The 20105-nt window shown below is 76.1% G+C and carries 16 protein-coding genes; 7 read left to right on the top strand and 9 right to left on the bottom strand.

Annotated elements, in window-relative coordinates:
* Positions 1-6: 6 nt before the first annotated feature.
* Positions 7-468, bottom strand: a complete 462-nt coding sequence (locus AC07BS_RS32965; protein ID WP_478644245.1) for a roadblock/LC7 domain-containing protein — start codon at positions 466-468, stop codon at positions 7-9.
* Positions 465-2939 (bottom strand): sensor histidine kinase, encoded by a 2475-nt coding sequence (locus AC07BS_RS32960; RefSeq protein ID WP_478935323.1) that lies wholly within the window; start codon positions 2937-2939, stop codon positions 465-467. The genes AC07BS_RS32965 and AC07BS_RS32960 overlap by 4 nt, the downstream gene beginning before the upstream one ends.
* Before the next feature lie 247 nt (positions 2940-3186).
* Here AC07BS_RS32960 and AC07BS_RS32955 point away from each other — a divergent pair, with 247 nt between their 5' ends.
* The gene (locus tag AC07BS_RS32955; protein WP_478935322.1) at positions 3187-3549 is read left to right on the top strand and encodes a hypothetical protein; all 363 of its coding nucleotides are present in this window, start codon (positions 3187-3189) and stop codon (positions 3547-3549) included.
* 25 nt (positions 3550-3574) lie between these two features.
* Here the strand turns inward: AC07BS_RS32955 and AC07BS_RS32950 are convergent, their stop codons facing one another.
* The 5 genes from AC07BS_RS32950 to AC07BS_RS32930 all read right to left on the bottom strand — a co-directional run bounded on the left by AC07BS_RS32950 (position 3575) and on the right by AC07BS_RS32930 (position 12762).
* Entirely contained in the window at positions 3575-8197 is a 4623-nt protein-coding gene (locus AC07BS_RS32950; protein WP_478935321.1) for a coiled-coil domain-containing protein, read from the bottom strand.
* 67 nt (positions 8198-8264) lie between these two features.
* Entirely contained in the window at positions 8265-9176 is a 912-nt protein-coding gene (locus AC07BS_RS32945; protein ID WP_478644255.1) for a hypothetical protein, read from the bottom strand.
* A 259-nt stretch (positions 9177-9435) separates the two neighbouring features.
* Positions 9436-10998 (bottom strand): hypothetical protein, encoded by a 1563-nt coding sequence (locus AC07BS_RS32940; protein WP_478644257.1) that lies wholly within the window; start codon positions 10996-10998, stop codon positions 9436-9438.
* Between the two features lie 106 nt (positions 10999-11104).
* Positions 11105-12073 carry a DUF979 domain-containing protein gene (locus AC07BS_RS32935; protein ID WP_478935320.1) on the bottom strand — a complete coding sequence of 323 codons (969 nt, stop codon included), beginning with the start codon at positions 12071-12073 and terminating at the stop codon, positions 11105-11107.
* A complete protein-coding gene (locus AC07BS_RS32930) occupies positions 12070-12762 on the bottom strand; it encodes a DUF969 domain-containing protein (RefSeq protein WP_478935319.1) in 693 nt (230 codons plus the stop codon). Before AC07BS_RS32930 ends, AC07BS_RS32935 begins: the two co-directional genes overlap by 4 nt.
* A gap of 168 nt (positions 12763-12930) precedes the next feature.
* Between AC07BS_RS32930 and AC07BS_RS32925 the strand changes: the two genes are divergently transcribed.
* The 4 genes from AC07BS_RS32925 to AC07BS_RS32910 are packed head-to-tail and all read left to right on the top strand — an operon-like array spanning position 12931 to position 15846.
* On the top strand, positions 12931-13575 hold the full coding sequence (locus tag AC07BS_RS32925; RefSeq protein WP_478935318.1) for a GntR family transcriptional regulator: 645 nt from the start codon (positions 12931-12933) through the stop codon (positions 13573-13575).
* On the top strand, positions 13572-14348 hold the full coding sequence (locus AC07BS_RS32920; RefSeq protein ID WP_478644263.1) for a LamB/YcsF family protein: 777 nt from the start codon (positions 13572-13574) through the stop codon (positions 14346-14348). Before AC07BS_RS32925 ends, AC07BS_RS32920 begins: the two co-directional genes overlap by 4 nt.
* Entirely contained in the window at positions 14345-14983 is a 639-nt protein-coding gene (gene pxpB, locus AC07BS_RS32915; protein ID WP_478935317.1) for a 5-oxoprolinase subunit PxpB, read from the top strand. The genes AC07BS_RS32920 and pxpB overlap by 4 nt, the downstream gene beginning before the upstream one ends.
* The gene (locus AC07BS_RS32910) at positions 14980-15846 is read left to right on the top strand and encodes a 5-oxoprolinase subunit C family protein (protein ID WP_478935316.1); all 867 of its coding nucleotides are present in this window, start codon (positions 14980-14982) and stop codon (positions 15844-15846) included. The genes pxpB and AC07BS_RS32910 overlap by 4 nt, the downstream gene beginning before the upstream one ends.
* A 21-nt stretch (positions 15847-15867) precedes the next feature.
* Here AC07BS_RS32910 and AC07BS_RS32905 read toward each other — a convergent pair whose 3' ends face one another.
* Entirely contained in the window at positions 15868-17022 is a 1155-nt protein-coding gene (locus AC07BS_RS32905; RefSeq protein WP_478935315.1) for a glycosyltransferase family 4 protein, read from the bottom strand.
* A gap of 73 nt (positions 17023-17095) precedes the next feature.
* Complete coding sequence (locus AC07BS_RS32900) at positions 17096-17272, bottom strand: hypothetical protein (protein ID WP_478644270.1); 177 nt, start codon at positions 17270-17272, stop codon at positions 17096-17098.
* Between the two features lie 212 nt (positions 17273-17484).
* Here AC07BS_RS32900 and AC07BS_RS32895 point away from each other — a divergent pair, with 212 nt between their 5' ends.
* Complete coding sequence (locus AC07BS_RS32895) at positions 17485-17940, top strand: SPW repeat protein (protein WP_478935314.1); 456 nt, start codon at positions 17485-17487, stop codon at positions 17938-17940.
* A gap of 519 nt (positions 17941-18459) precedes the next feature.
* A complete protein-coding gene (mdlC, locus tag AC07BS_RS32890; protein ID WP_478644275.1) occupies positions 18460-20073 on the top strand; it encodes a benzoylformate decarboxylase in 1614 nt (537 codons plus the stop codon).
* Positions 20074-20105 lie beyond the last annotated feature (32 nt).

Raw genomic sequence — 20105 nt, 5'->3', positions numbered from 1 at the left:
CGCCCGTCACTCGCCGGCGGCGCCGGCCCGCGGAGCGGTGGCCAGGTGCGCGCCCACGCGCTTGACGAGCAGCGTCATCTCGTAGGCGATCAGCCCGATGTCCGAGTCGGCGTCGGCGAGCACGGCCAGACAGCTGCCGTCGCCCGCGGCGGTGACGAACAGGAAGGCGCGGTCGAGTTCGACCACGGTCTGGCGGACCTCGCCGGCCTCGAAGTGCCGTCCCACGCCCTTGGCGAGGCTGTGGAACCCGGAGGCGACGGCGGCCAGGTGCTCGCCGTCCTCCCGGCCGAGGTCCTTCGAGGTGCCGGTGGCCAGGCCGTCGCCGGACAGGACGAGTGCCTTGCGGATGCTGCCCACGCGCTCGACGAGGTCGTCGAGGAGCCAGTTGAGCTCCCCCGTGGCGGCGGCCCGCCGGTCCGGGCCCGTCGTCGACGGAGTGGTGCGTATCTCGGCCTTCGGTGCGGTCATCGACCGTCCCCCTCAGTTGTCGTTCCTGGTGCTGGTGTGCTCATCGGGTTCGTGGGGTCATTCTCCTCCCGGCCGCGCTGCCAGCCGCGCTGAAGGGCCGTCATACGGGCCCGCACCTCGTCGGCGTCGCGGTCGGGCTCCGGGCCCGCCGGGTCGGGAACGGGCCGCGACCGGGCGGGGGCCTCGCGCAGCTGCGGGGCGAGGCTGGCCTGGCGTACGCGGCGGGGCAGCCCGCCCGGCGGGGTGGGCTCGGCGGCCGGGGCGGCCGCCGCGGAGCTCCGGCGGCGGGGCAGGGGTGCGGGGCCCTCGTCCGCCTGCTGGTGCTGCTCGTCCTCGGGCAGCGGTTCGCGGGCCAGGCGGCGCAGGATGCCGGCGGTCGTGTCGCCGCCGGTGCCGTCGGTGCCGTCGCCCGGGCCGGCCTCGAACGGGGAGGGGGCGGTGTCCGGTTCGAGGAAGGCCAGGCCGTCGACCGGGCCGGTCTCCTCGTGGTGGACGTAGCGCCGGGTGTCGCCGGGCGGGCGGACGACGGGCCGGGGCCCGGTGTCCTCGTCGGCGGGGCCCTTCCCGTGGGTGGCCGGCGGGGCGGGGGTGAGCAGCCCGGCCGGGATCAGCACCACGGCCGTGGTGCCGCCGTAGGGGGAGGTCTGGAGCGAGACGCGTACGCCCTGGCGCCGGGCGAGCCGGCTGACGACGAAGAGGCCGAGGCGGTCGGTGTCGGACAGCTCGAACTCGGGGGTCTCGGCGAGCCGGAGGTTCGCCTCCTGGAGGGCCTCGGGGCTCATGCCCAGGCCGCGGTCGTGGATCTCCAGGGTGAAGCCGTTGGCGACGCGCTCGCCGTGGACCTGCACCGCGGTGTGCGGCGGGGAGAAGACGGTGGCGTTCTCCAGGAGTTCGGCGAGGAGGTGGGTGACGTCGGCGACGGCCGGGCCGGCGAGGGCCAGCCGGGGCAGCCGGCGCACCTCGATGCGCTCGTAGGCCTCGACCTCGCCGACGGCGGCCCGGACGACGTCCATGAGCCGTACGGGTTTGCGCCACTGCCGGGAGGGGGCGGCCCCGGAGAGGATGACCAGGCCCTCGGCGTGGCGGCGCATACGGGTGGTGAGGTGGTCGAGGCGGAAGAGGTCGGCGAGGTGGTCGGTGTCCTCGGTGCGGCGTTCCATGGTGTCGAGCAGGGTCAGCTGGCGGTGCAGCAGGACCTGGCTGCGGCGGGCGAGGTTGACGAAGACCTCGGAGACGCCGCGGCGCATCTCGGCCTGTTTGACGGCGGCCTCCACGGCGGCGCGCTGGAGGGTGTTGAGGGCCTGGCCGACCTGGCCGAGTTCGTCGGGGCCGTAGGCGAGCCGGGGGGCCTCGGTCTCGATGTCGACCCGTTCCCCGGCGGCCAGCCGGCGCATCACGGCGGGCAGCCGGACGCCGGAGACCTCGTGGGCCTCCTTGCGCAGCCGGCGCAGGTCCCGCACGAGGCCGCGGCCGACGCGCAGGGAGATGACGAGCGAGCAGACGAGCGCGGCCAGGCCGAGGACGCCGGCGACGGCGGCCTTGGTCAGGACGCCGATGGCGACGGGCTCGACGCGGTCGGCGAAGCGCCGGCTGGCCTCGCCGCCCATCCGGCCCAGGTCGTCGAGGACCGGGGTGACGGCGGCCCGCCAGCGCTGGGCGTCGATGACGCGGACCGCGCGCGGGGGCCCGGCGAGGATCACGGTGTCCTCGGCGGCGGTCAGGGCCTGGGCATTGCCGCCGCGCCAGTAGTCGTCGTAGGCCTTCTGGTCGGCGACGGGCAGCTGTTCGAGATTGGTGCTGTAGAGGACGCGGCGCTCGGCGACGCTGTCGGAGAAGGCGCGCAGGTCCTGGCGGCTCATGCCGCCGGCGGCGAGGGCCGAGGCGAGCAGGGCGTCCTCGCGGGAGACGGCCTCGCGGGCGCGGCCGAGGCCGACCAGGGCGCGGCCCTCCTTGTCCATGTCGGCGTCCTGCAGGGCGCTGAGGCTGTTGAGGAAGTCGTAGTAGGGCGCGATGAGCTCGTCGTAGGACTGGAGGGCGCTGTGCCGGGTGACGGCGGCGTCCTCGACCCTGCGGCGCAGTCCCTCGATGCTGTCGAGGCTCTTCTCGATGGCGCGGAAACGCTTCGCCGCGTCGTCGCTCATGTCGTCGCGCACGCCGCCGTCGACGCCCGAGCGGAAGGTGGCGACCTGGCGGTCGGTGGCGCGCTGGAGGGTGCGCAGCTCGTCCAGGGCGTCCGCGCGGCGCGGGTCGGCGAGGTGGACGAGGGTCTGGCGGCGCTCCTTCTGCAGGGCGCGCACCATGTCCTCGGCGGGGTAGCCGACCTTGCGCATGACGTCGGCGACGGAGAGCAGTTGGACGGCCTCGCTGCCGGTGATGACGGTGGCGAAGGCCCACAGGCCGGTCAGGGACACCAGGGGCACCAGCAGCAGCGCCACGATCTTCCGGCGGATCGACTTCCCGCGAAAGCGCATGGCCTCCCCTACGGCAACCCCGGCGGACGGGGGTGGTGTTCCGACAGTAATGCGGCGTGAGCCTACTACTGCGGGGTACGTGACTCGAAGGCCAGTGCGGTGGACGCACGGCGGTCTGGCCGGAATTCCCCGGCACGCCGGATTCGCCCCCGGAGCGGGAACCTCCCCGGGCCGCCGTACGCTCCTTACCACCGGGTGCTTTGAAGCGCGCCCGCGCGGGGCAGCCACTGGGGGAGGTGAACCGCCGATGGACCACGACCAGCGAACGCGCCGCGTACCGCCGGCCGGTGCCCGTAGGCCGCTGTGGGTCGAGGAGCCCGCCCGCAGGCCGCGGATGCCCGATCCCGTGCGGTCGTCCGCCGTGCGCGCCGGCCTCATCGTCGCCGTGACCCTGGTGGTCACGATGGTGACCATATTGTTCGCGCTCGTCGGCAGCTGGTACGCCTTCCCGGCCGTGCTCTGCGCGGTGGCGTGCACGGTGGCGGCGACCTGGAGCGTCCTCGACGTCCGGGTGACGCGTCAGGTGTGGTTGCAGCGGCACGGCGTGGTGTCCGTGCCGAGCAGCTCGGCGCGCGGCCTGCGCGGCGCGCGGAGCCCGCGCCACCCCTGACGGGGCGGCACGGGCCCGGTGGCCGTCACCGGCCGGCCGGCGCGGCCTCCTCCGCCGGGCGGCGGAACATCCGCGTCGCCGTGATCCGGCCGTGCACCTTCTCCTCGTCCGGCTCCTGCGGCTGCGGAAGGCCCGGCCGCAGGTGCTCCTCCACGCTGATGTACTTCAGGCCCGCCCGCAGGTCGGCGTCGTTGCGCAACCTGATGACCAGCGGGAACTCCGCCAGGGCCGTGGTGTCGAAGAGGCCGGTGGTGTAGAGCAGCTGGACGCCCAGCGCGTCCGCGACGGCCCGCTGGAGCTCCAGCAGGTACGTGGCGTTGGCGCGGCCGATGGGGTTGTCCAGGAACAGGGTGCCCGCGTGACGCTGCTTGTCGCGGCCCCGGTCGTTGCTGCGCAGCGCCGCCATGGTGCAGTACAGCGCGATGGCCGCTGTCAGCAGCTGGCCACCGGAGAACACGTCGCCCATCTGCCCCACCGGCACCCGCTCGGCGCGCAGCACGGCGTCCGGCTTGAGGATCTCCACCGCCACGCCGCGCGGCAGCAGGGCCGCCCGCACACCGCGCAGCAGCAGGGACATCCCGTCCCGGCGCAGGTCGGAGTTCTTCTTCACGGCGGACCGGGTGGCCTCGTCGATGACCTCGCCCAGCCGGTCGGTGAGCGTGGACTGGTCCGGGTCCTCGAAGCGGATGCGCAGGAACTCCTGGCCCGACCACTCCCCCAGCCCCTCGGGCAGCCGGGACAGCCGCTGCGCCGAGCGCAGCGTGGCCAGCGAGGACTCCACCAGGCCGCGCAGCCGGTCGACGATGCTGTCGCGGTTGCGCTCCAGCTGCTCCAGCTCGTCGGTCAGCACCCGCAGCCGGGGCGCGAAGGCCTCGGCCCAGGCGGCGGCGTGCTCGGGCAGGGCCGCCGCGGGCAGTTCGCGGATCTGCTGCCGGGCCGGGGTGCGCACCTGCTCGAAGCGGGTGGCGTTGGCGTGCCGGACGAGCACGTCGCCGGCCTCGCGGACGGCGGCCTCGGCGGCCGACAGGTCACCGGCGCAGCCGCGCAGGGAGCGGCGGGCCTCGGCGGCCACCTGGCGGGCCTCCTCCAGGGAGCCGCTGTACGGCTCGGGCTGCTCGGCGTCCTCCTCCGGGGCGTGGTCGCGCAGCAGGTCGCGCAGCAGCGCCGCGGTGTCGTCGAAGCCGGTGGCCGCCTCCTCGGCGGAGCGGTGGGCGCGCAGCAGGTCGGCGTGGACGGTACGGGCGGTCTCCAGCGCCCCGGTGCGCGCCGCGAGCTCGCCGGTGGCGGTGCGCAGCAGCTCCTTGGCCCGGTCGGCGTCCGCGGGCACCAGCTCCTCGGGGAGCTCGGTGTGGGCCTCGCCGTCGGCGGGGGCGAGGCGCTCGGCCTCGCCGCGCAGCCGGCCCAGCTGCTCGCTCGCGGTGGACGCGCGGGACTCCAGCATCGCCACGAGCGACTCGGCACGGGCGGCGGCGGCCTGACGGGACGGGCCGTCGGCGCCGTCGGTGCCCTCCAGGAGCTGGGCGGCGCGGGTGCGGACCTTGTTGGTGAGGCGGTCCAGCTCGGCGCGGGCCGCGCTCTCGTCGCTCTCGGCCCGGGCCTGCTCGGCACGCAGGTCGGCACCGACGCCGACCTTCTCGTACACCTGCGAGGCGGTGCGGTACGCCTCGCGCAGGGCGGGCAGGGAGGCGGTGGCCGGCTCGGTGCCCTCGGGGAGCTCGTCGGGGGCACCGGCGATCTCGGCACGCTCGGCGCGCAGGGCGCGGGAGGTACGGCGCGCGTCGTCGGCGGCGCGCTGGGCGGCGCGGCGGTCCTCGTCGGCGGCGCGGGCGCGGTCCACGCAGACCTCGGCCCGCTCCTCGGCCTCGGTGGCCTCCTCGGCGAGTTCGCGCAGCCGGCTCTGCCAGTTGGCGCGCTCGCGCAGCCGGTAGGCGAGGCCGGCGAGGGCGTCGGCGACGCGGCGGGCGCGCTGGGCGGTCTCCTGCCGCTCGTCGCGCACCCGGGCCGTCTCGGCGGCGGTCGCGTCGGCCTCGGCACGGACGGACCGCGCCTCGGCCAGGACCCGCTGCGCGGCGTCGGCGGCGGTACGGGCGTCCTCGGCCGCGGCGGCCAGCTCGGCGAGGCGGCCGGCCGGGCAGCCGGAGCGCCAGGACGTGAGCCGGGCGGCGAGGGTGCGGTCGCCGGTCAGACGGGCCGCCACCGCGCGGATCTCCTCGTCGCGGGCCAGGGCGCGCTCGCGCAGGGCGTGCCGCTCCTCGTCGGCGGCCCGCTCGTCGTGCATGGCGGGGTTCGGCGGCACCAGGAAGACGTCCTGGTCGTCGGCGTCCCGCTCCGGGGCGGGGGCGAGCAGCGCGGCGGCGGTGCCCACCGCGACGGCCGAGCGCGGCAGCAGGGAGGCCGCGGCGAGCGCCTCGCGGGCGCGGGCGTGGGAGCCGGCGTCGGTGATGACGACACCGTCGACGAGCTCGGGGCGGGCGGCCAGCACGGCGGCGTGCCGCGCCGGGTCGACGGACTGGGCGAGGTAGCGCCAGCCGGGCAGGGCCGGGATGCCGTGCTCGCCGAGGAACTCCACGGCGGCCAGCACGTCGGCGCTGGGCGGCAGCAGGCCGCCGTCGCCGAGCGCGCCCAGGATGCGGGAGTCGTCGGCGGCCGCGGTCCGCAGCTCGAACAGCTGCCGCTCGGCGGCGGCGACATTGTCGTCGAGCAGCTCGCGCAGCGCGTCGGCGTTGCGGTCCAGCTCCTCGGCGGTCAGCCCGGCGGCCGGCGACGGGTGGCCGGCGCCGCCGGTGTCGCCGGCGGCGGACGGCTGGGGCAGGCCCAGCAGCTCGGCCAGCCGGGGGTCGGCGCCGATCGACTCGGCGGCCCGCCGCTCGGCGTCGTACGCGGCCTCCGCGGCGCCCGCGGCGTCGGCGGCACGGTGGGCGGCCAGCTCGGCGCGGGACTCGGCGGCCGCCGTCTCCTTCGCCCGGTCGCCGGCCTGCCGGGCGGCCTCGCGGGCCGATTCGTAGGCGGCGACGGCGGGCTTCTCGGCGTCGCTGGCGGCGAGCGCGGCACGGGCGGGGTCGGCGTCGGGCGCCGAGTCGTCGAGCCAGCCGGCGCGGACCGCCTCGGCGGTCTCCTGCTCGACCTCCGCCAGGCGCTGGCGGAGGTGGCCGGACTCGCTGCGGGCGCGCTGGGCCTCGGTGGCGGCGGAGGTGGCGTCGCGGTGGGCGGCCTCGGCCGCCTCCTGGAGGACGGCCGAACGTTCCTCCTGCTCGTTGGCGAGCCGCTCGCCCTCCTCGGCAGCCGCGTTCAGGGCGCGGACCAGCTCCACGGCGGCCTGGGTCCGGGCCGCCAGGGCCGGCGCGGCGTCGCGCTCGGCCTCGTGGATGGCGGCGGCCACCCGCGCGGAACGGTCGGCCGCGGCGCGGTGGCGCAGGACGGTCTCGGCGGCCTGCCAGGCGGAGTGCAGGGTGCGGGCGTCGTTGAGCTCGCGGCGCTGGGCCGCCGCGGCCTTCTCGGCGGCGGCCAGGGCGAGCGAGGCGTGCCGGTAGGCGAGCTCGGCGGCCACCAGCGAGGCCCGGCTCCGCCCGGTCTCGGCGTCGGTGACGGCGTGCGCCGCCGCGGCCACCTGGCCGGCCAGCTCCACCGCGCGGCCGCGCTCCTCGGCGCCGCGCCCGGAGAACCGGCGGGCCAGGACGCGGGTGCGGCGCTCGGCACCGGCGTGCACGCCGCGGGCCGTCTCGCGGCGCCCGGCGGCCTCGGCGATGCGGGAGAGCAGGTCGAGGGAGCCGGCGGTGAAGTCCCGCTCGGCGGTCAGCTCGGCGCGGCGGCCCAGCTTGTGGGCGAAGCCGTGCACGAGGTCGGCGAGGCCGTCGGTGTCCCGGGTGTCGGTGACGGCGCGCAGCAGCAGGTCGGTGAAGTCGGAGTCGTTCTTGACCGCGAAGAGGCCGGCGGCCTCGCCCTCGTCGGCGTTCATCTCGCGCTGGTAGCGGAAGAGTTCGGGGTCGAGGCCGAGCTCGCCGAGGTGCTCGTTCCAGCGCTCATGGATCTCCTCCCACACCACGTCGAGGTGGGGGTAGGCCTTGCCGGCCTCGGTGAGGGCGTCGCGGAAGCCCTTCATGGTGCGGCGGCGGCCGCGCGCGCCGGAGGCGCCGTCGGGCCGCGCGCGCATCGCGGTGGACTCGGCCACCGGCAGCGAGTCGAGGCTGAGCCCGGGGCCGGGGCGGAAGGAGTACCAGGCCTCGGCGAACTTGCGCGGGTCGTTGGAGACCTGCCGGCCGCGCCACTCGCTGACCTTGCCGACCACCACGGACTCGCCGGTGAGGACGTGCTGCCACTCCAGGGCGACGTGCCCGCAGTCGTCGGCGAGGAGGAACTTGCGCAGCACGCCGGAGCTGGCGCCGCCCAGGGTGTTGCGGTGACCCGGCAGCATCACCGAGAAGATCAGCTTGAGCAGGACGGACTTGCCGCCGCCGTTCTCCAGGAAGAGCACGCCGGCGGGCGCGGGGCGGCGCGGGGGCCCCACGGGCTCGTCCTCGAAGAAGTCCGCCTGCGCGGGGGCGGGGGACGGCACGGGCGCGCCCACTCCGCGCAGGTCCAGCACGGTGTCGGCGTAGCGCGCACCGGCGGGCCCGATGGAGTAGAGGCGGACCCGGGACAGCTCGTACATGGCGGCGGACTCTCGTTTGTCGCTGGGTTGACGGCTTGACGGTGTGGCGGTTCGGCGGCTCGGCGGCCTACGCGTGGTGGAAGGGCAGACCGGCGTCGGCGACCAGTTCGAGGTCGTCGGTGTCGTCCGGCGGCAGCAGGGTGGCGCCGCCGTCACCGACCGGCACGACGCCCAGCTCCAGCAGCTCGGCCATGGCGGCCGAGCCGGCCATGTCGCGCACCTGGAGCTGGTAGCGGGCGGTGGTACGGAAGGCACCGCCGGCGTCGTCGCCGGTGCGCTGGAGGAAGCCGGAGTCGACGAGGAAGGCGACGGCCTTGGCGATGATGCCGGTGGTGGAGCCGGCCAGGCGGCGGGCGTCCTTGGTGGCACCCGTGGCGCTGCGGCGCGCGTAGACCCGCCAGGCGGCCTCCAGGCCGGGCGCGTCGGTGGCCGGGTCGGTGTTCTCGCCCTCGGCGGCGGCGCGCTCCTCCAGGCGGCGGCAGGCCTGGCGGACGAATGTGTCGACGCCGTTGACGGTGATACGGCCGATGTAGCCGTCGTCGGCGAGGTCCTCCGGGCGGGGGAAGGCCAGCGCGGCGACGGCGAGGTGGGCGAGACCGTGGAGGAAGCGGTCGCCGGAGTCGGCGGTGGCGCGGCGGGCGTAGTCGCCCATGCGCACGGCGAAGACGGAGTCCTCGGCGGCGGTGACGGCCATCCCGGCGCGGGTGGACACCTCCAGGACGACGAGCCCGAGCCCGGCGGCGACGGCGTCGGCCAGGCGGGCGAACGCCGGGTCGTCGCGGTGGCGGAGCAGCAGCTCGGCGTACTCGGCGTCGCGGGCGGGCTGCAGCTTGGGCTGGAGCCCGAAGGCGACGAGGCGGGCGGCGTCGGCGGCGTCGGCCGGGGTCAGGGTGGCGGGGCCGCTCGCCGCGGGGGCCTCCGGAGCGTCGGCGGACGCGGGGTCCGGCTGCGCCGGGTCGTAGGCCTCGTACTCAGTCACGGTTGGTGCTCCTGCTGGGGGTTTGCGTGGGGGTGCGGTCGGCTGGGCACCGCCGGGCACGTGGTGGGGGGCTGAGCGCCGTCGCGGCGGGGGTGAGGCCCCCGACCCGCCCTTTCACCGTTTCCCGGGGCGCCGCCCCGGACCCCGGGGGGCCGGGGGCCTGCCCCCGGTCGCGGGAAGGGGCGGGGCCGGGGAACACCCCTCCGCCGCGACGGCGCGCCACCCCCACCGGGCAGCCGGGCGGTGCCGGGCCGGCCGGTCACGACGCCTCCGCCCGGTCGGCCGCCATGCCGGCCGCGTCCAGCAGGGCCTTGCCGACGATGAGGTCCGCGCCGCCGTACTCGGGGTCGTCCAGGACCGTGCCGTCGTCGACGGCGAAGAGCAGGGACTGCTCGCCCTGGCGGTAGGCGGTGCCGACCGCCGGGCTCGCGGCGTGGACGGCCAGCAGGGCGACGAGGTACGGCAGTTCGGGGTCGGTGCGGCGGGCCTCGGCGAGCAGGCCGGACAGCCGGCGGGGGGCGTCGGCGGGCAGGTCGAGGAGCTCCAGCGCGGCGGCCAGCTGCTCCTCGCTGAAGCGGCTGTCGTCGGGCGTCTCGACGAGGTCCGGCTCGGGCATCTCCGCGCCGAGGTGCTCGCGCTCGACGGGCGGGCTGAGCAGCATCTCGACGAGGTCGCCGACGCGTACCGCGGCGGGGGTGCGCAGGCCCGTACCGCGGGCGAAGAAGGCGTCCGTGACCCGGCCGGCCTGTTCCAGGGGCAGCGGCAGCACCGGCGCCAGCAACTGCCCGTACAGGTCGAGGCCCGCGTGGGCCGCGGGGGTGGAGAAGGCCTGCCGGTCCTGCTCGGCGCGGAAGAGCGGGCCGGCCTCCAGCAGCCGGGACTGCAGCTGGGTGTGGCGGCGGATGCAGTCCTTGACGATGTCGACGAGCTCGGCGGCGCGGCGCTTGTTCTCGGGCTCCTCCGCCTCGTCACGGGCCTTGCGGATGTTGGTGAGGATCGCGTTCTCGTGGCGGTAGCGGTCGGCGACGTGGTCGAGCGCCTCGGCGATCATGTCGGGGACGGCGCGCAGCCAGTCGACCGCGCGGACGTTGCGCCGCGTGGCGTCGAGGGTCTTGCGGAGTGTCTCGGCGTACTGGACCGTGCGGTAGCGGGCCTGCTCGGCGGCGAGCTGGGCGTCGGCCAGGCGGCCCCGGCTGATGAGGACCTCCAGCTTGACCTCGGCGGCGATCTGGGCGCTGGTGACGTCCGTGTCGAGGGCGCCGACCAGGACGTTGACGGCCTCGTCGGTGGTCCGCAGGAAGACGGTGCCGCCGGGCCCGGGGACCTCCTCGACGAGCTTGAAGTCGTAGTCGCGGCGCACATAGGCGCCGTCGGCGCCGAAGGTGCCGTAGACGGCGCGGAAGCCGCGGTCGACGCTGCCGACGTTGATGAGGTTCTCGAGGACCCAGCGCGCCACCCGCTCGTGCTCGGCCTGCGGCCGGTCGGGGGCCTGGGCGGCGACGCGCGGCTGGAGCCTGGCGACTATCTGCTCGTGGTCGGCGCCGGTGTCGAAGTCCATGTTGAGCGTGACGAGGTCGATGGCGGCCAGCGCCACCTCCGCCATCGCGTAGACGCCGTACTCGCCCGCCAGGTTGGCCTTGCGCACGTCCAGGTCGTGGAGGGGCGCGGTGCAGGCGAGCGCGCGCAGCCGGCGGGCCAGGCCCTCGTCGGCGGCCGGACCCGGGGCCACGGGCACCGCACCCGCTCGCGCGGAGCCGGGAGCCTGCGCGGGCGCGTGCCCGTTGAGCTGGGGCGGAACGGTCGCCGGGGCTGGAGAAGTCACGTCGCACAGAGTAGGCGGTCACCCCGACAACGGACGAAACGGCGCGGGGTCACGGGGGTGGAGGGTGCGCGAGGCGGCCCGTCGGCCCGCTGTGCCGGTCACGCGTTCAGAGGGCGAACAGGGACATGATGCCTATATTGCAGCCCAGCAGGATCACGGCCGTCGGCAGTTGCGCCTTGATCGGGCCGTACGGGTCGTCGAGCTCCAGCAGGGCGGCGGGCACGAGGTTGTAGTTGGCCGCCATCGGCGTCACGAGGGTGCCGCAGAAGCCCGCGAGCATGCCGACGGCGAGCACGGCGGGGGCGTTCCCGTGGTGCTGCTCGACGAGGACGGGCCAGCCGACGGCGGCGGTCAGCACGGGGAAGGCGGCGAACGCGTTGCCCATGACGACGGTGAAGAGGAACATGCCGCAGCAGTAGGCGACGACGGCGAGGAAGGCCGAGCCCTCCGGGAGCACGGCCGTGGTGATCCCGCGGACCTGCTCGCCCACCCCCGCGACGGAGAAGATGGCGCCCAGCGTGGCGAGCAGCTGCGGCAGCAGCATGGCCCAGCCCATGGCCTCCAGCATCGACCGGCCGGCGTGCAGCGGCGCGGACGGGCGCCGCTCGCGCAGCATGACCATGGCGACGGCGAGGGCGACGAGGGAGCCGATGCCGAGCCCCAGGACGGTCTCGCTGCCCTTCTGCAGGACCGGTTCCCCGCCGATGTGGAGCCTCTTCACGCCGACCGCGCAGATCAGAGCGACGGCGGGGATGGTGAGGGCGGGCAGGAAGAGCCGGGAGCCGTGCCGCCGCGCGCTCGCCTCCCGCTCCGCGGGGGAGGGAGTACGGGCCTCACCGCGCCCGGTGCGGCCGAAGCCGGCGAGGCAGATCATGACCAGGACCGCGGCGCCCAGCGGCTCGGGGGGCGCACTCCCGTCGGCGACCCCGGTGCTGTAGACGAAGCCGGCGCCGAGCAGTCCCCAGAAGGCGGCGGTGCCCAGGCGGCGGGGGTTGGTGCGGTCGGTGAGCATCTGGGCGGCCATGGCCAGGAAGACGGCGCCCACGAGCCAGAAGAACCATTCGGCCTTGATCACTTGACGGCCTCCGCGACACGCGGCTCCGACTGGCGCGGCAGGGCGCGGTCCAGGCGCAGCAGCCGGAAGCCGTGGACCGCGAGGGCGCACAGGGCGGTGGGTATCGCCCAGAGCGCCAGGTCCAGGGGTTCGAGGCGGGTGTGGTAGGTCGTGTTGACGAACCCGGTGATCAGGAGGATCGAGCCGACGGCGAGGAAGACGTCCTCCCCGAAGAAGAAGCCCACGTTGTCGGCGCTGGCGGCGAAGGAGCGCACCTTCTCGCGGGTGGCCCGGGCGAGCGGGCCGTGGCGGCGCTCGGCGGCGCCCTCGGCCATGGGCGCGGCCAGCGGCCGTACGGTCTGGGCGTGGCCGAGGACCCCGCCCAGCCCGAGCGCCGCGGTGACCTGGCGCAGCAGCAGGTAGAGGGCGAGGAAGCGGCCCGCGGTGAGCCCGGCGAAGCGGGTGATCAGCCGGCGGGCCTGTTCCTGGAGGCCGTGGTGCTCCAGCAGGCCGATCACCGGGAGGGTGATGGCGAAGAGGGTCACGGCCCGGCTGGAGGCGAATCCGGTGCCGAAGGCGGCGAGGACCTCGCGGGGCGACAGGCCGCCCAGCAGGCCGGTGGCGATGCCCGCCGTGCCGACGACCAGGAGGGGATTGCGCCTGGTCGCGAAGCCGGCCACGACGACGAGGACGCCCAGGAGTACGAGCATGCGTCCGCCTTCCGCATTCTCGGACCTCACTCGATCAGGTGAGGCGACTGGCGAGGAGGCTAAGATATTGTTCAACAATCCTCAATAGGCAATGCTGTCACCGGAATTCTCGTCACCGACGCGGCATCCCGGACCGGCAGACCTCCACCGCCACCCACGGGGGACGCCATGGAACGATCCACCGCGCAGCGCGTCGCCGCCGCCCTGCGCGACCGCATCGAGGGCGGCGGCCTGCCGCCCGGCACCCGGCTGCCGGAGGAGGCCCTGGGGCGGGATCTCGGGGTCTCGCGCAACACGCTGCGCGAGGCCTTCCGGCTGCTCGTCCACGAGAGCCTGGTGGTCCACCGGCTCAACCGCGGGGTCTTCGTCCGGGTCCTGGAACCCGCCGACGTCACCGACATCTACCGGGTGCGCGAGGCCCTGGAGACCGCCGGCATCAGGGCCGCCGGCACGGCGCCGGCCGCGGCGCGCGAGGCCGTGACGGCGGCGGTGGACCGGGCCGAGCGGGCGGCGGGCGAGGACGACTGGCGCGAGGTCGCCTCGGCGGACCTGCGCTTCCACCGGGCGCTCGCCGCGCTGGCGGACAGCACGCGCGTGGACGCGGCCATGGACCGGCTGCTGGCCGAACTACGCCTGGCCTTCCACGAGATGCCCTCGCCGCGCCGCTTCCACGAACCGTTCGTCGCGCGCAACCGCGACCTCGCCCGGCTGCTGGACCGGGGCGAGTACGCGCGTGCCGAGGCGGAGTTGACCACCTATCTGGATGACGCCCTGCGGCTCATCCTCGACGTGATGCGGGAGACCGGCCGATGACGACGCCCCTGTTGGAACCCGTGCTCGATCTCAACGCCGATCTCGGCGAGGGCTTCGGCCGCTGGCGCCTGACCGACGACGACACCCTGCTGTCGGTCGTCACCAGCGCGAACGTCGCCTGCGGCTTCCACGCCGGCGACCCCTCCACCATGCGCTGGGTGTGCGAACGGGCGGCCGAGCGCGGCGTGCGGATCGGCGCCCAGGTCTCCTACCGTGACCTCGTGGGCTTCGGACGGCGGGCCATGGACGTGCCGCCGGACGAACTCGCCGACGAGATCACCTATCAGATCGGCGCGCTGCGCGTCTTCGCGCAGGCCGCCGGGACGGACGTGACGTACGTGAAGCCGCACGGGGCGCTCTACAACCGGGTGGTGACCGACGCCGAGCAGGCCATGGCCGTCGTCTCCGGCGTGCTGCGCGCCGGCGGCCGGCTGCCCGTGCTGGGCCTGCGCGGCTCGCGGCTGCACGAGGCCGCCGGGCACGCCGGGCTGCCCGTGGTGGCCGAGGCGTTCGCGGATCGCGCGTACACCGCCGGCGGCACGCTCGTACCGCGCCGGCAGCCCGGTGCGGTCGTCCTCGACCCCGACACCGTCATCGCGCGCTCCGTGCGGATGGCCTGCCTCTCCTCCGTCACCGCGCTCACCGGCGAGGAGATCCCCGTCCACGCCCGCTCCCTGTGCGTGCACGGCGACACCCCCGGGGCCGCGCTGCTGGCCCGCCGCGTGCGCGAGGGGCTCCAGGCCGCGGGCGTCCGCGTCGAGGCCTTCACATGACCGGGCCCGGGCGTCCACGCGTCCGCGCGCTGCCCGTCGGGCGGCACGCGCTGCTGGCGGAGGTCGGCACCGCCGAGGAGGCCCAGGCCCTGCACGCCGAGCTGGTGCGCCGGCGGGAGGCGGGCGAGCTGCCGCCCGTACGGGAGATCGTGCCCGCCGCCCGTACCGTCCTGCTGGACGGGCTGGCCGACCCGCACGCCCTCGCCGCCGAACTCGAGCGCTGGGACGTGCCCGCGCTCGCCGCCGCCGACGCGCCACCCGTCGTGCTGCCCGTCCGCTACGACGGCGCCGACCTCGCGGAGGTCGCCGCGCTGTGGGGCGTGACCGAGGACGAGGTCGCGCGGATCCACTCCGGTACGGAGTTCCGCGTCGCCTTCTGCGGGTTCGCGCCCGGCTTCGGCTATCTCACCGGGCTGCCGGAACGGCTCCACGTGCCGCGCCGGGCCACGCCGCGGACGTCCGTGCCCGCCGGGTCCGTCGGCCTCGCCGGCCCGTACACCGGCGTCTACCCGCGCTCCTCCCCCGGCGGCTGGCAGCTCATCGGCCGTACGGACGCGGTCCTGTGGGACACCGCCCGCGAACCGGCCGCGCTGCTGGCCCCCGGCACCCGGGTCCGCTTCGAGGTGCTGCCGTGAACGGCCTGACCGTCGTCCGGGCCGGGGCGCTCACCACCGTCCAGGACCTGGGCCGGCCGGGCCACGCGCACCTGGGTGTGCCGCACTCGGGGGCCCTGGACGAACCGGCGCACCGGCTCGCCAACCGGCTCGTCGGGAACCCCGAGGAGTGCGCCACGCTGGAGACCACGGTCAGCGGCTGCGCGGTGCGCGCGACCGCCGCCGTCACCGCCGCCGTCACCGGGGCGCCCTGCCCTGTGCGGGTGGACGGCCGCCCGGTGGCGTGGGGCGCCCCGGTGCGGGTGCCGGCCGGGGCGGTGCTGGAGGCCGGGCCCGCGACGGCCGGGCTGCGCTCGTACCTCGCCTTCGCCGGTGGCGTGGCCGTGCCGCCGGTGCTGGGCAGCCGCTCCCGGGACCTGCTCTCCGGTCTGGGGCCCGAGCCGCCGGCCGACGGCGACCTTCTGCCGCTGGGCGCGCCGTACGGGCCGCCGGGCGCGGCCACCGACGTCGTCCCCTGGTCGGGGCCGCCCGCCGGGGGGCTGGTCCTGCCGGTGGTGCCGGGGCCGCGCGACGACTGGTTCACGGCCGGGGCCCTGCGGACGCTCGCGGGCCCCGGGTTCCGCGTCTCGCCGGCCAGCAACCGCATCGGCCTGCGGACGGAGGGGCCCGCCCTCGACCGCGCCCGCCCGGGCGAACTCCCCAGCGAGGGCATGCCCCTCGGTGCCGTCCAGGTCCCCCCGGACGGCCGCCCGGTCGTCTTCCTGGCCGACCACCCCACGACGGGCGGCTACCCCGTCATCGGCGTGGTCCCCGCCGCCGCCCTGCCCGCCGCCGCCCAGGCCCCGCCGGGCACGCCGGTGCGGTTCGTCCCGCTGCGGGGCTGAGGGCGCGGGCCCGGTGACGGCTCACGCGCAGGCCTGCCCCCGGGCGGCCGGCGAGCCGGTCGCGCGGGCGGCGAGGACCTCGGCGTAGTGGGTGAGCAGCTGGTCGCCGACGGCCGTCCAGGTGCGGGACAGGACGGCGGCCCGGCCGGCCCGGCCGTACGCGGTGCGGGCGCGGCGCGCGGTCTCCAGGGAGAGGACGGCGTCGCGCAGGGCCTCGGCGTCGTGGGGGCGGACGAGGAGGCCGGTCCGGGCGTGCTCCACGAGGTCGAGGGGGCCGCCGGCGGCGGGGGCGACGACGGGCACGCCGCTCGCCTGGGCCTCCTGGACGGTCTGGCAGAAGGTCTCCTGCGGACCGGTGTGCACGAAGACGTCCAGTGAGGCGAAGATGCGGGCGAGTTCGTCGCCGGTCCGGGTGCCGAGGAAGCGGGCGCCGGGCAGGGAGGCGCGCAGCCGGGCCGCGTACGGGCCGTCGCCGGTGATGACGACGCGCACGCCGGGCAGGGCGCAGACGGGCCCCAGGAGGTCCACGCGCTTCTCGGGCGCGAGGCGTCCCACGTACCCGACGATGAGCTCGCCGCCGGGGGCGAGCGCCCGCCGGAGTTCGAGGTCGCGGCGGCCGGGGTGGAAGCGCTCGGAGTCGACGCCGCGCGGCCACAGCCGTACCCGGGGCACACCGTGCGCCGCCAGGTCGCGGACGGCGGCCGTGGACGGCGCGAGGGTGCGGTCGGCGGCGCCGTGGACCGCGCGCAGCCGGCGCCAGGCGACGGCCTCGCCGGCGCCCAGATAGGTGCGCGCGTAGCCGCCGAGGTCGGTCTGGTAGACGGCCACGGCCGGCACGCCGAGGCGGCCGGCGGCCGCCATGGCGCGCGCGCCGAGGACGAAGGGGCTCGCGAGGTGGATGATGTCCGGCCGGTGGGCGGCCAGCGCGGCGGCCGGGCGCCGGCTGGGCAGCGCGACGCGGATCTGCGGATATCCCGGCAGCGGCACGGACGGCACGCGCACGACCGGGCACGGCCCGGCCCCGTGCTCCTCGCCGGGCCGGCCGCGGGCTCCGGCCGGCGTGACGACGAGCGGCTCGTGGCCGCGCAGCGCGAGGTGCCGGGCGGTCTGCCAGGCGCAGTGCGCGACGCCGTTGACGTCGGGCGGAAACGATTCGGTGACGATGACGACACGCATACGGGTGTTGTCGGCCACCGGCGCGTGGCGCGGGCCACGTGGATCTTTCCACCCGGGGAACGTCCCGTGAGCGTCAGTCCATGCCGCGCACGATATGGGGCTCGGGGTCGTCCTCGTCGCCCGCGGCGGGCGGTTCGGGGCGGGCCCGCACGGGCGCGCGGCCCGGCTCGGCCGGCCGGGCGGGCCGGGCCGGGGTCGTGCCGCCGGATCCGGCGGACAGGCGTTCCTCGGTCGTCTCGGGATCGTCCATGGTGAACTCCTCCCCCTGCAGTACCGTTCCTGCTGCCCCTTCGGCAGCCTCCTGCGCCCCCGGTGGACATCCTTTCCCCGACTGCCCGTCCCGTACGCCCCCTCTTCGGACCAGGCGTCACTTCCTACCGCCAATAGGGTGAATTCACGGCCAATTGGGTTAAAATGCAACCAGGTCACCAGGTCCGTTCGGCACGAAAGAAGGTGGCTGACGTGACCGTCCCCCGTACGACGCCCGGGATCGAGCACCACCCGGACATCCTCGCCCTCCGCGCCCACTCCGAGGAGACGACGGCGACCCCGGTCGCCCAGGGGGTCGAGGCCCTCGCCCTCCTCTGTGGCGTCTATCTGGCCGCCTCACCATGGATCGCCGGCTTCAACGGCGCCTCCACCCTGACCATCAACAACCTGATAGCCGGAATCGCCTTCGCTTGCCTGGTCGGCGGATTCGGTCCGGCGTATGAACGCGTCCACTCCAGCAGCTGGGCCGCCCTGGGCATCGGCGCCTGGTCGATCATGGCCCCGTGGATCGTCTCGGGCCACCCGTTCGGCACGGCCGCCCAGGTCAGCAATGTCGTGGTCGGCATCGTCTGCTGCCTGACCGCTCTCGCCCTCGCGGCCCTGGGCTCCGCACGGGGCACCCGCGGCGCGGCCGTCCTCGGCCGGTGATCCGTCCGGGCGCCCACCGGCGCCCGGGCCTCACCGGCACCGCCCACGACCCGGCCGGGCCACCCTCTCCGCAGGCCGACCGATTCCCGTACGGCACGCCCCGCCGCCCACGCGGCGGGGCGGTCGCACGCCCGCGACCGCCGCACACCGACGGGCTACTCCCCCGCCCCGGCCCCGGACCGGCCCGCGGGTGCCGCCGCCGGACACCCCCGTAGGTCCTCGCTCGTCTCCGCTCCGCCCTCGCCCGAGACGGCCCACCCCGCGGGGCCGTCCATGGCCCGTCTCGCCCGTTTGCGCAACTCCGTGTCCATATCGCGTCGAATTCGTCGGATGATCTCATCCATGTCAGGCATGCGGGCGACGGTAGAACCCGCTCCGCGGCAATACGGCGCAGGCCAGGGGGTATTCACCCGCGCGGATGAATACTCAGGTGATCTTCCGGCGTCCTGGCTTCGCCGGTCGGGAAGTGGCAATGCTCCCCCTCCCCGAACGGCCCAATGACCCCAAGAGGTGCCAGGCATGACGACCGTACGCGCAGCCGCGCGTGAGCTGTTGCGGTCCCGCGGAGCGACCACGGTGTTCGGCAACCCGGGCTCCACCGAGCTCCCCTTCCTCCAGGACTTCCCCGCGGACTTCCGGTACGTCCTCGGTCTCCAGGAGGCCGTGGTCGTCGGCATGGCCGACGGCTACGCCCAGGCCACCGGCACCACGGCACTGGTCAACCTCCACACGGCGCCCGGCGTGGGCAACGCCATGGGGGCGATCCTCACGGCCGCCGCCAACCACACGCCGATGGTCGTGACGGCCGGGCAGCAGGTGCGCGCCATGATGACCATGGAGGCGCTGCTGACGAACACGGACGCCACCGCCCTGCCCCGGCCGGCCGTCAAGTGGGCGTACGAGCCCCCGCGCGCCCAGGACGTGCCCGCCGCGCTCGCCCGCGCCTTCCACATCGCCGAGACCGCCCCGCGCGGGCCGGTGTTCCTCTCGCTGCCGATGGACGACTGGGACGTCGAGCTGGACGAGGCCGAGCTGCGGGCCGCCCGGCACGCCGCCGAGCGGCGGGTCCACGACCTGACGGCGGCCGACCGGCCGTGCGTCGAGGCGCTCGCCCGGCGGCTGGAGGCGGCCGTCGATCCTGTGCTGGTGACGGGCGGCGCGGTGGACTCGGAGGGCGCCTGGTCGGCGGCGGTGGCGCTGGCGGAGCGCCGTCGGTTGCCGGTGTGGGCCTCTCCCGTGGAGGGCCGGGTGGGCTTCCCGGAGAACCACCCGCTCTACCAGGGCGTGCTGCCCCCGGCCATCGGCCCGCTCGCCCAGGCCCTCGCCGGGCACGACCTGGTGCTCGTCGTGGGAGCGCCGGTGTTCCGCTACTACCCGTACGTGCCCGGTCCGTTGCTGGCCGAGGGCAGCGAGCTCGTCCTGATCACCAGCGACCCCGGCGAGGCCGCCCGCGCGCCCGCCGGTGACGCGCTGGTCGCCGGGCTGCGGCCCACCCTGGAGCTGCTCGCCGAGCTGGTGGACAAGCGCGGCGACGCGGGCCCGGTGCGGCCGGCCCGGACCCCGGTGGAGGTGCCGGAGGCCGACGGCGAACCGATGTCGGCCGCGATCGCGATCGCCGCCGTGGCCGGCGCGGCGCCCGAGGACACGGTGTGGGTCAACGAATCCCCCTCCAACATCCAGGCGTTCCGCGACCACGTGCGCGTCGACCGCCCGGACTCGTTCCTGATGACCACGGGCGGCGGCCTGGGCTTCGGCCTCGCCGCCGCCGTGGGGGCGCGGCTGGGGCGTCCCGAGCGGCCGGTGGTGGCGCTGGTGGGCGACGGGTCCGCGCAGTACGCGATCACGGCGCTGTGGACGGCGGCCGCCTACCGGGTGCCGGTGACGTTCGTGATCCCGGCCAACCGCGAGTACGCCATCCTCAAATGGTTCGGCCGCTTCGGGAACACCCACGGGGTGCCCGGCCTGGACCTGCCCGGGCTCGACCTGTGCGCGCTCGCCCGGGGCTACGGCGTTCCCGCCCACCGGGCCACCGACCCGGCGCACCTGGCCGAGCTGGTGGCGGCCGCGACGACCCGGCAGGACGGGCCCGTCCTGATCGAGGCCCCGGTGACGACCGTCCCGCCGGTGCTCTGACCCTCCCTCCGCTCCGGCCGCCGGGCGCCCGC

It is taken from the genome of Streptomyces sp. NPDC044063, assembly GCF_056434285.1.
The sequence above is the reverse complement of the archived record's forward strand: the minus strand, read 5'-3'. Positions and strand labels throughout refer to the sequence as shown.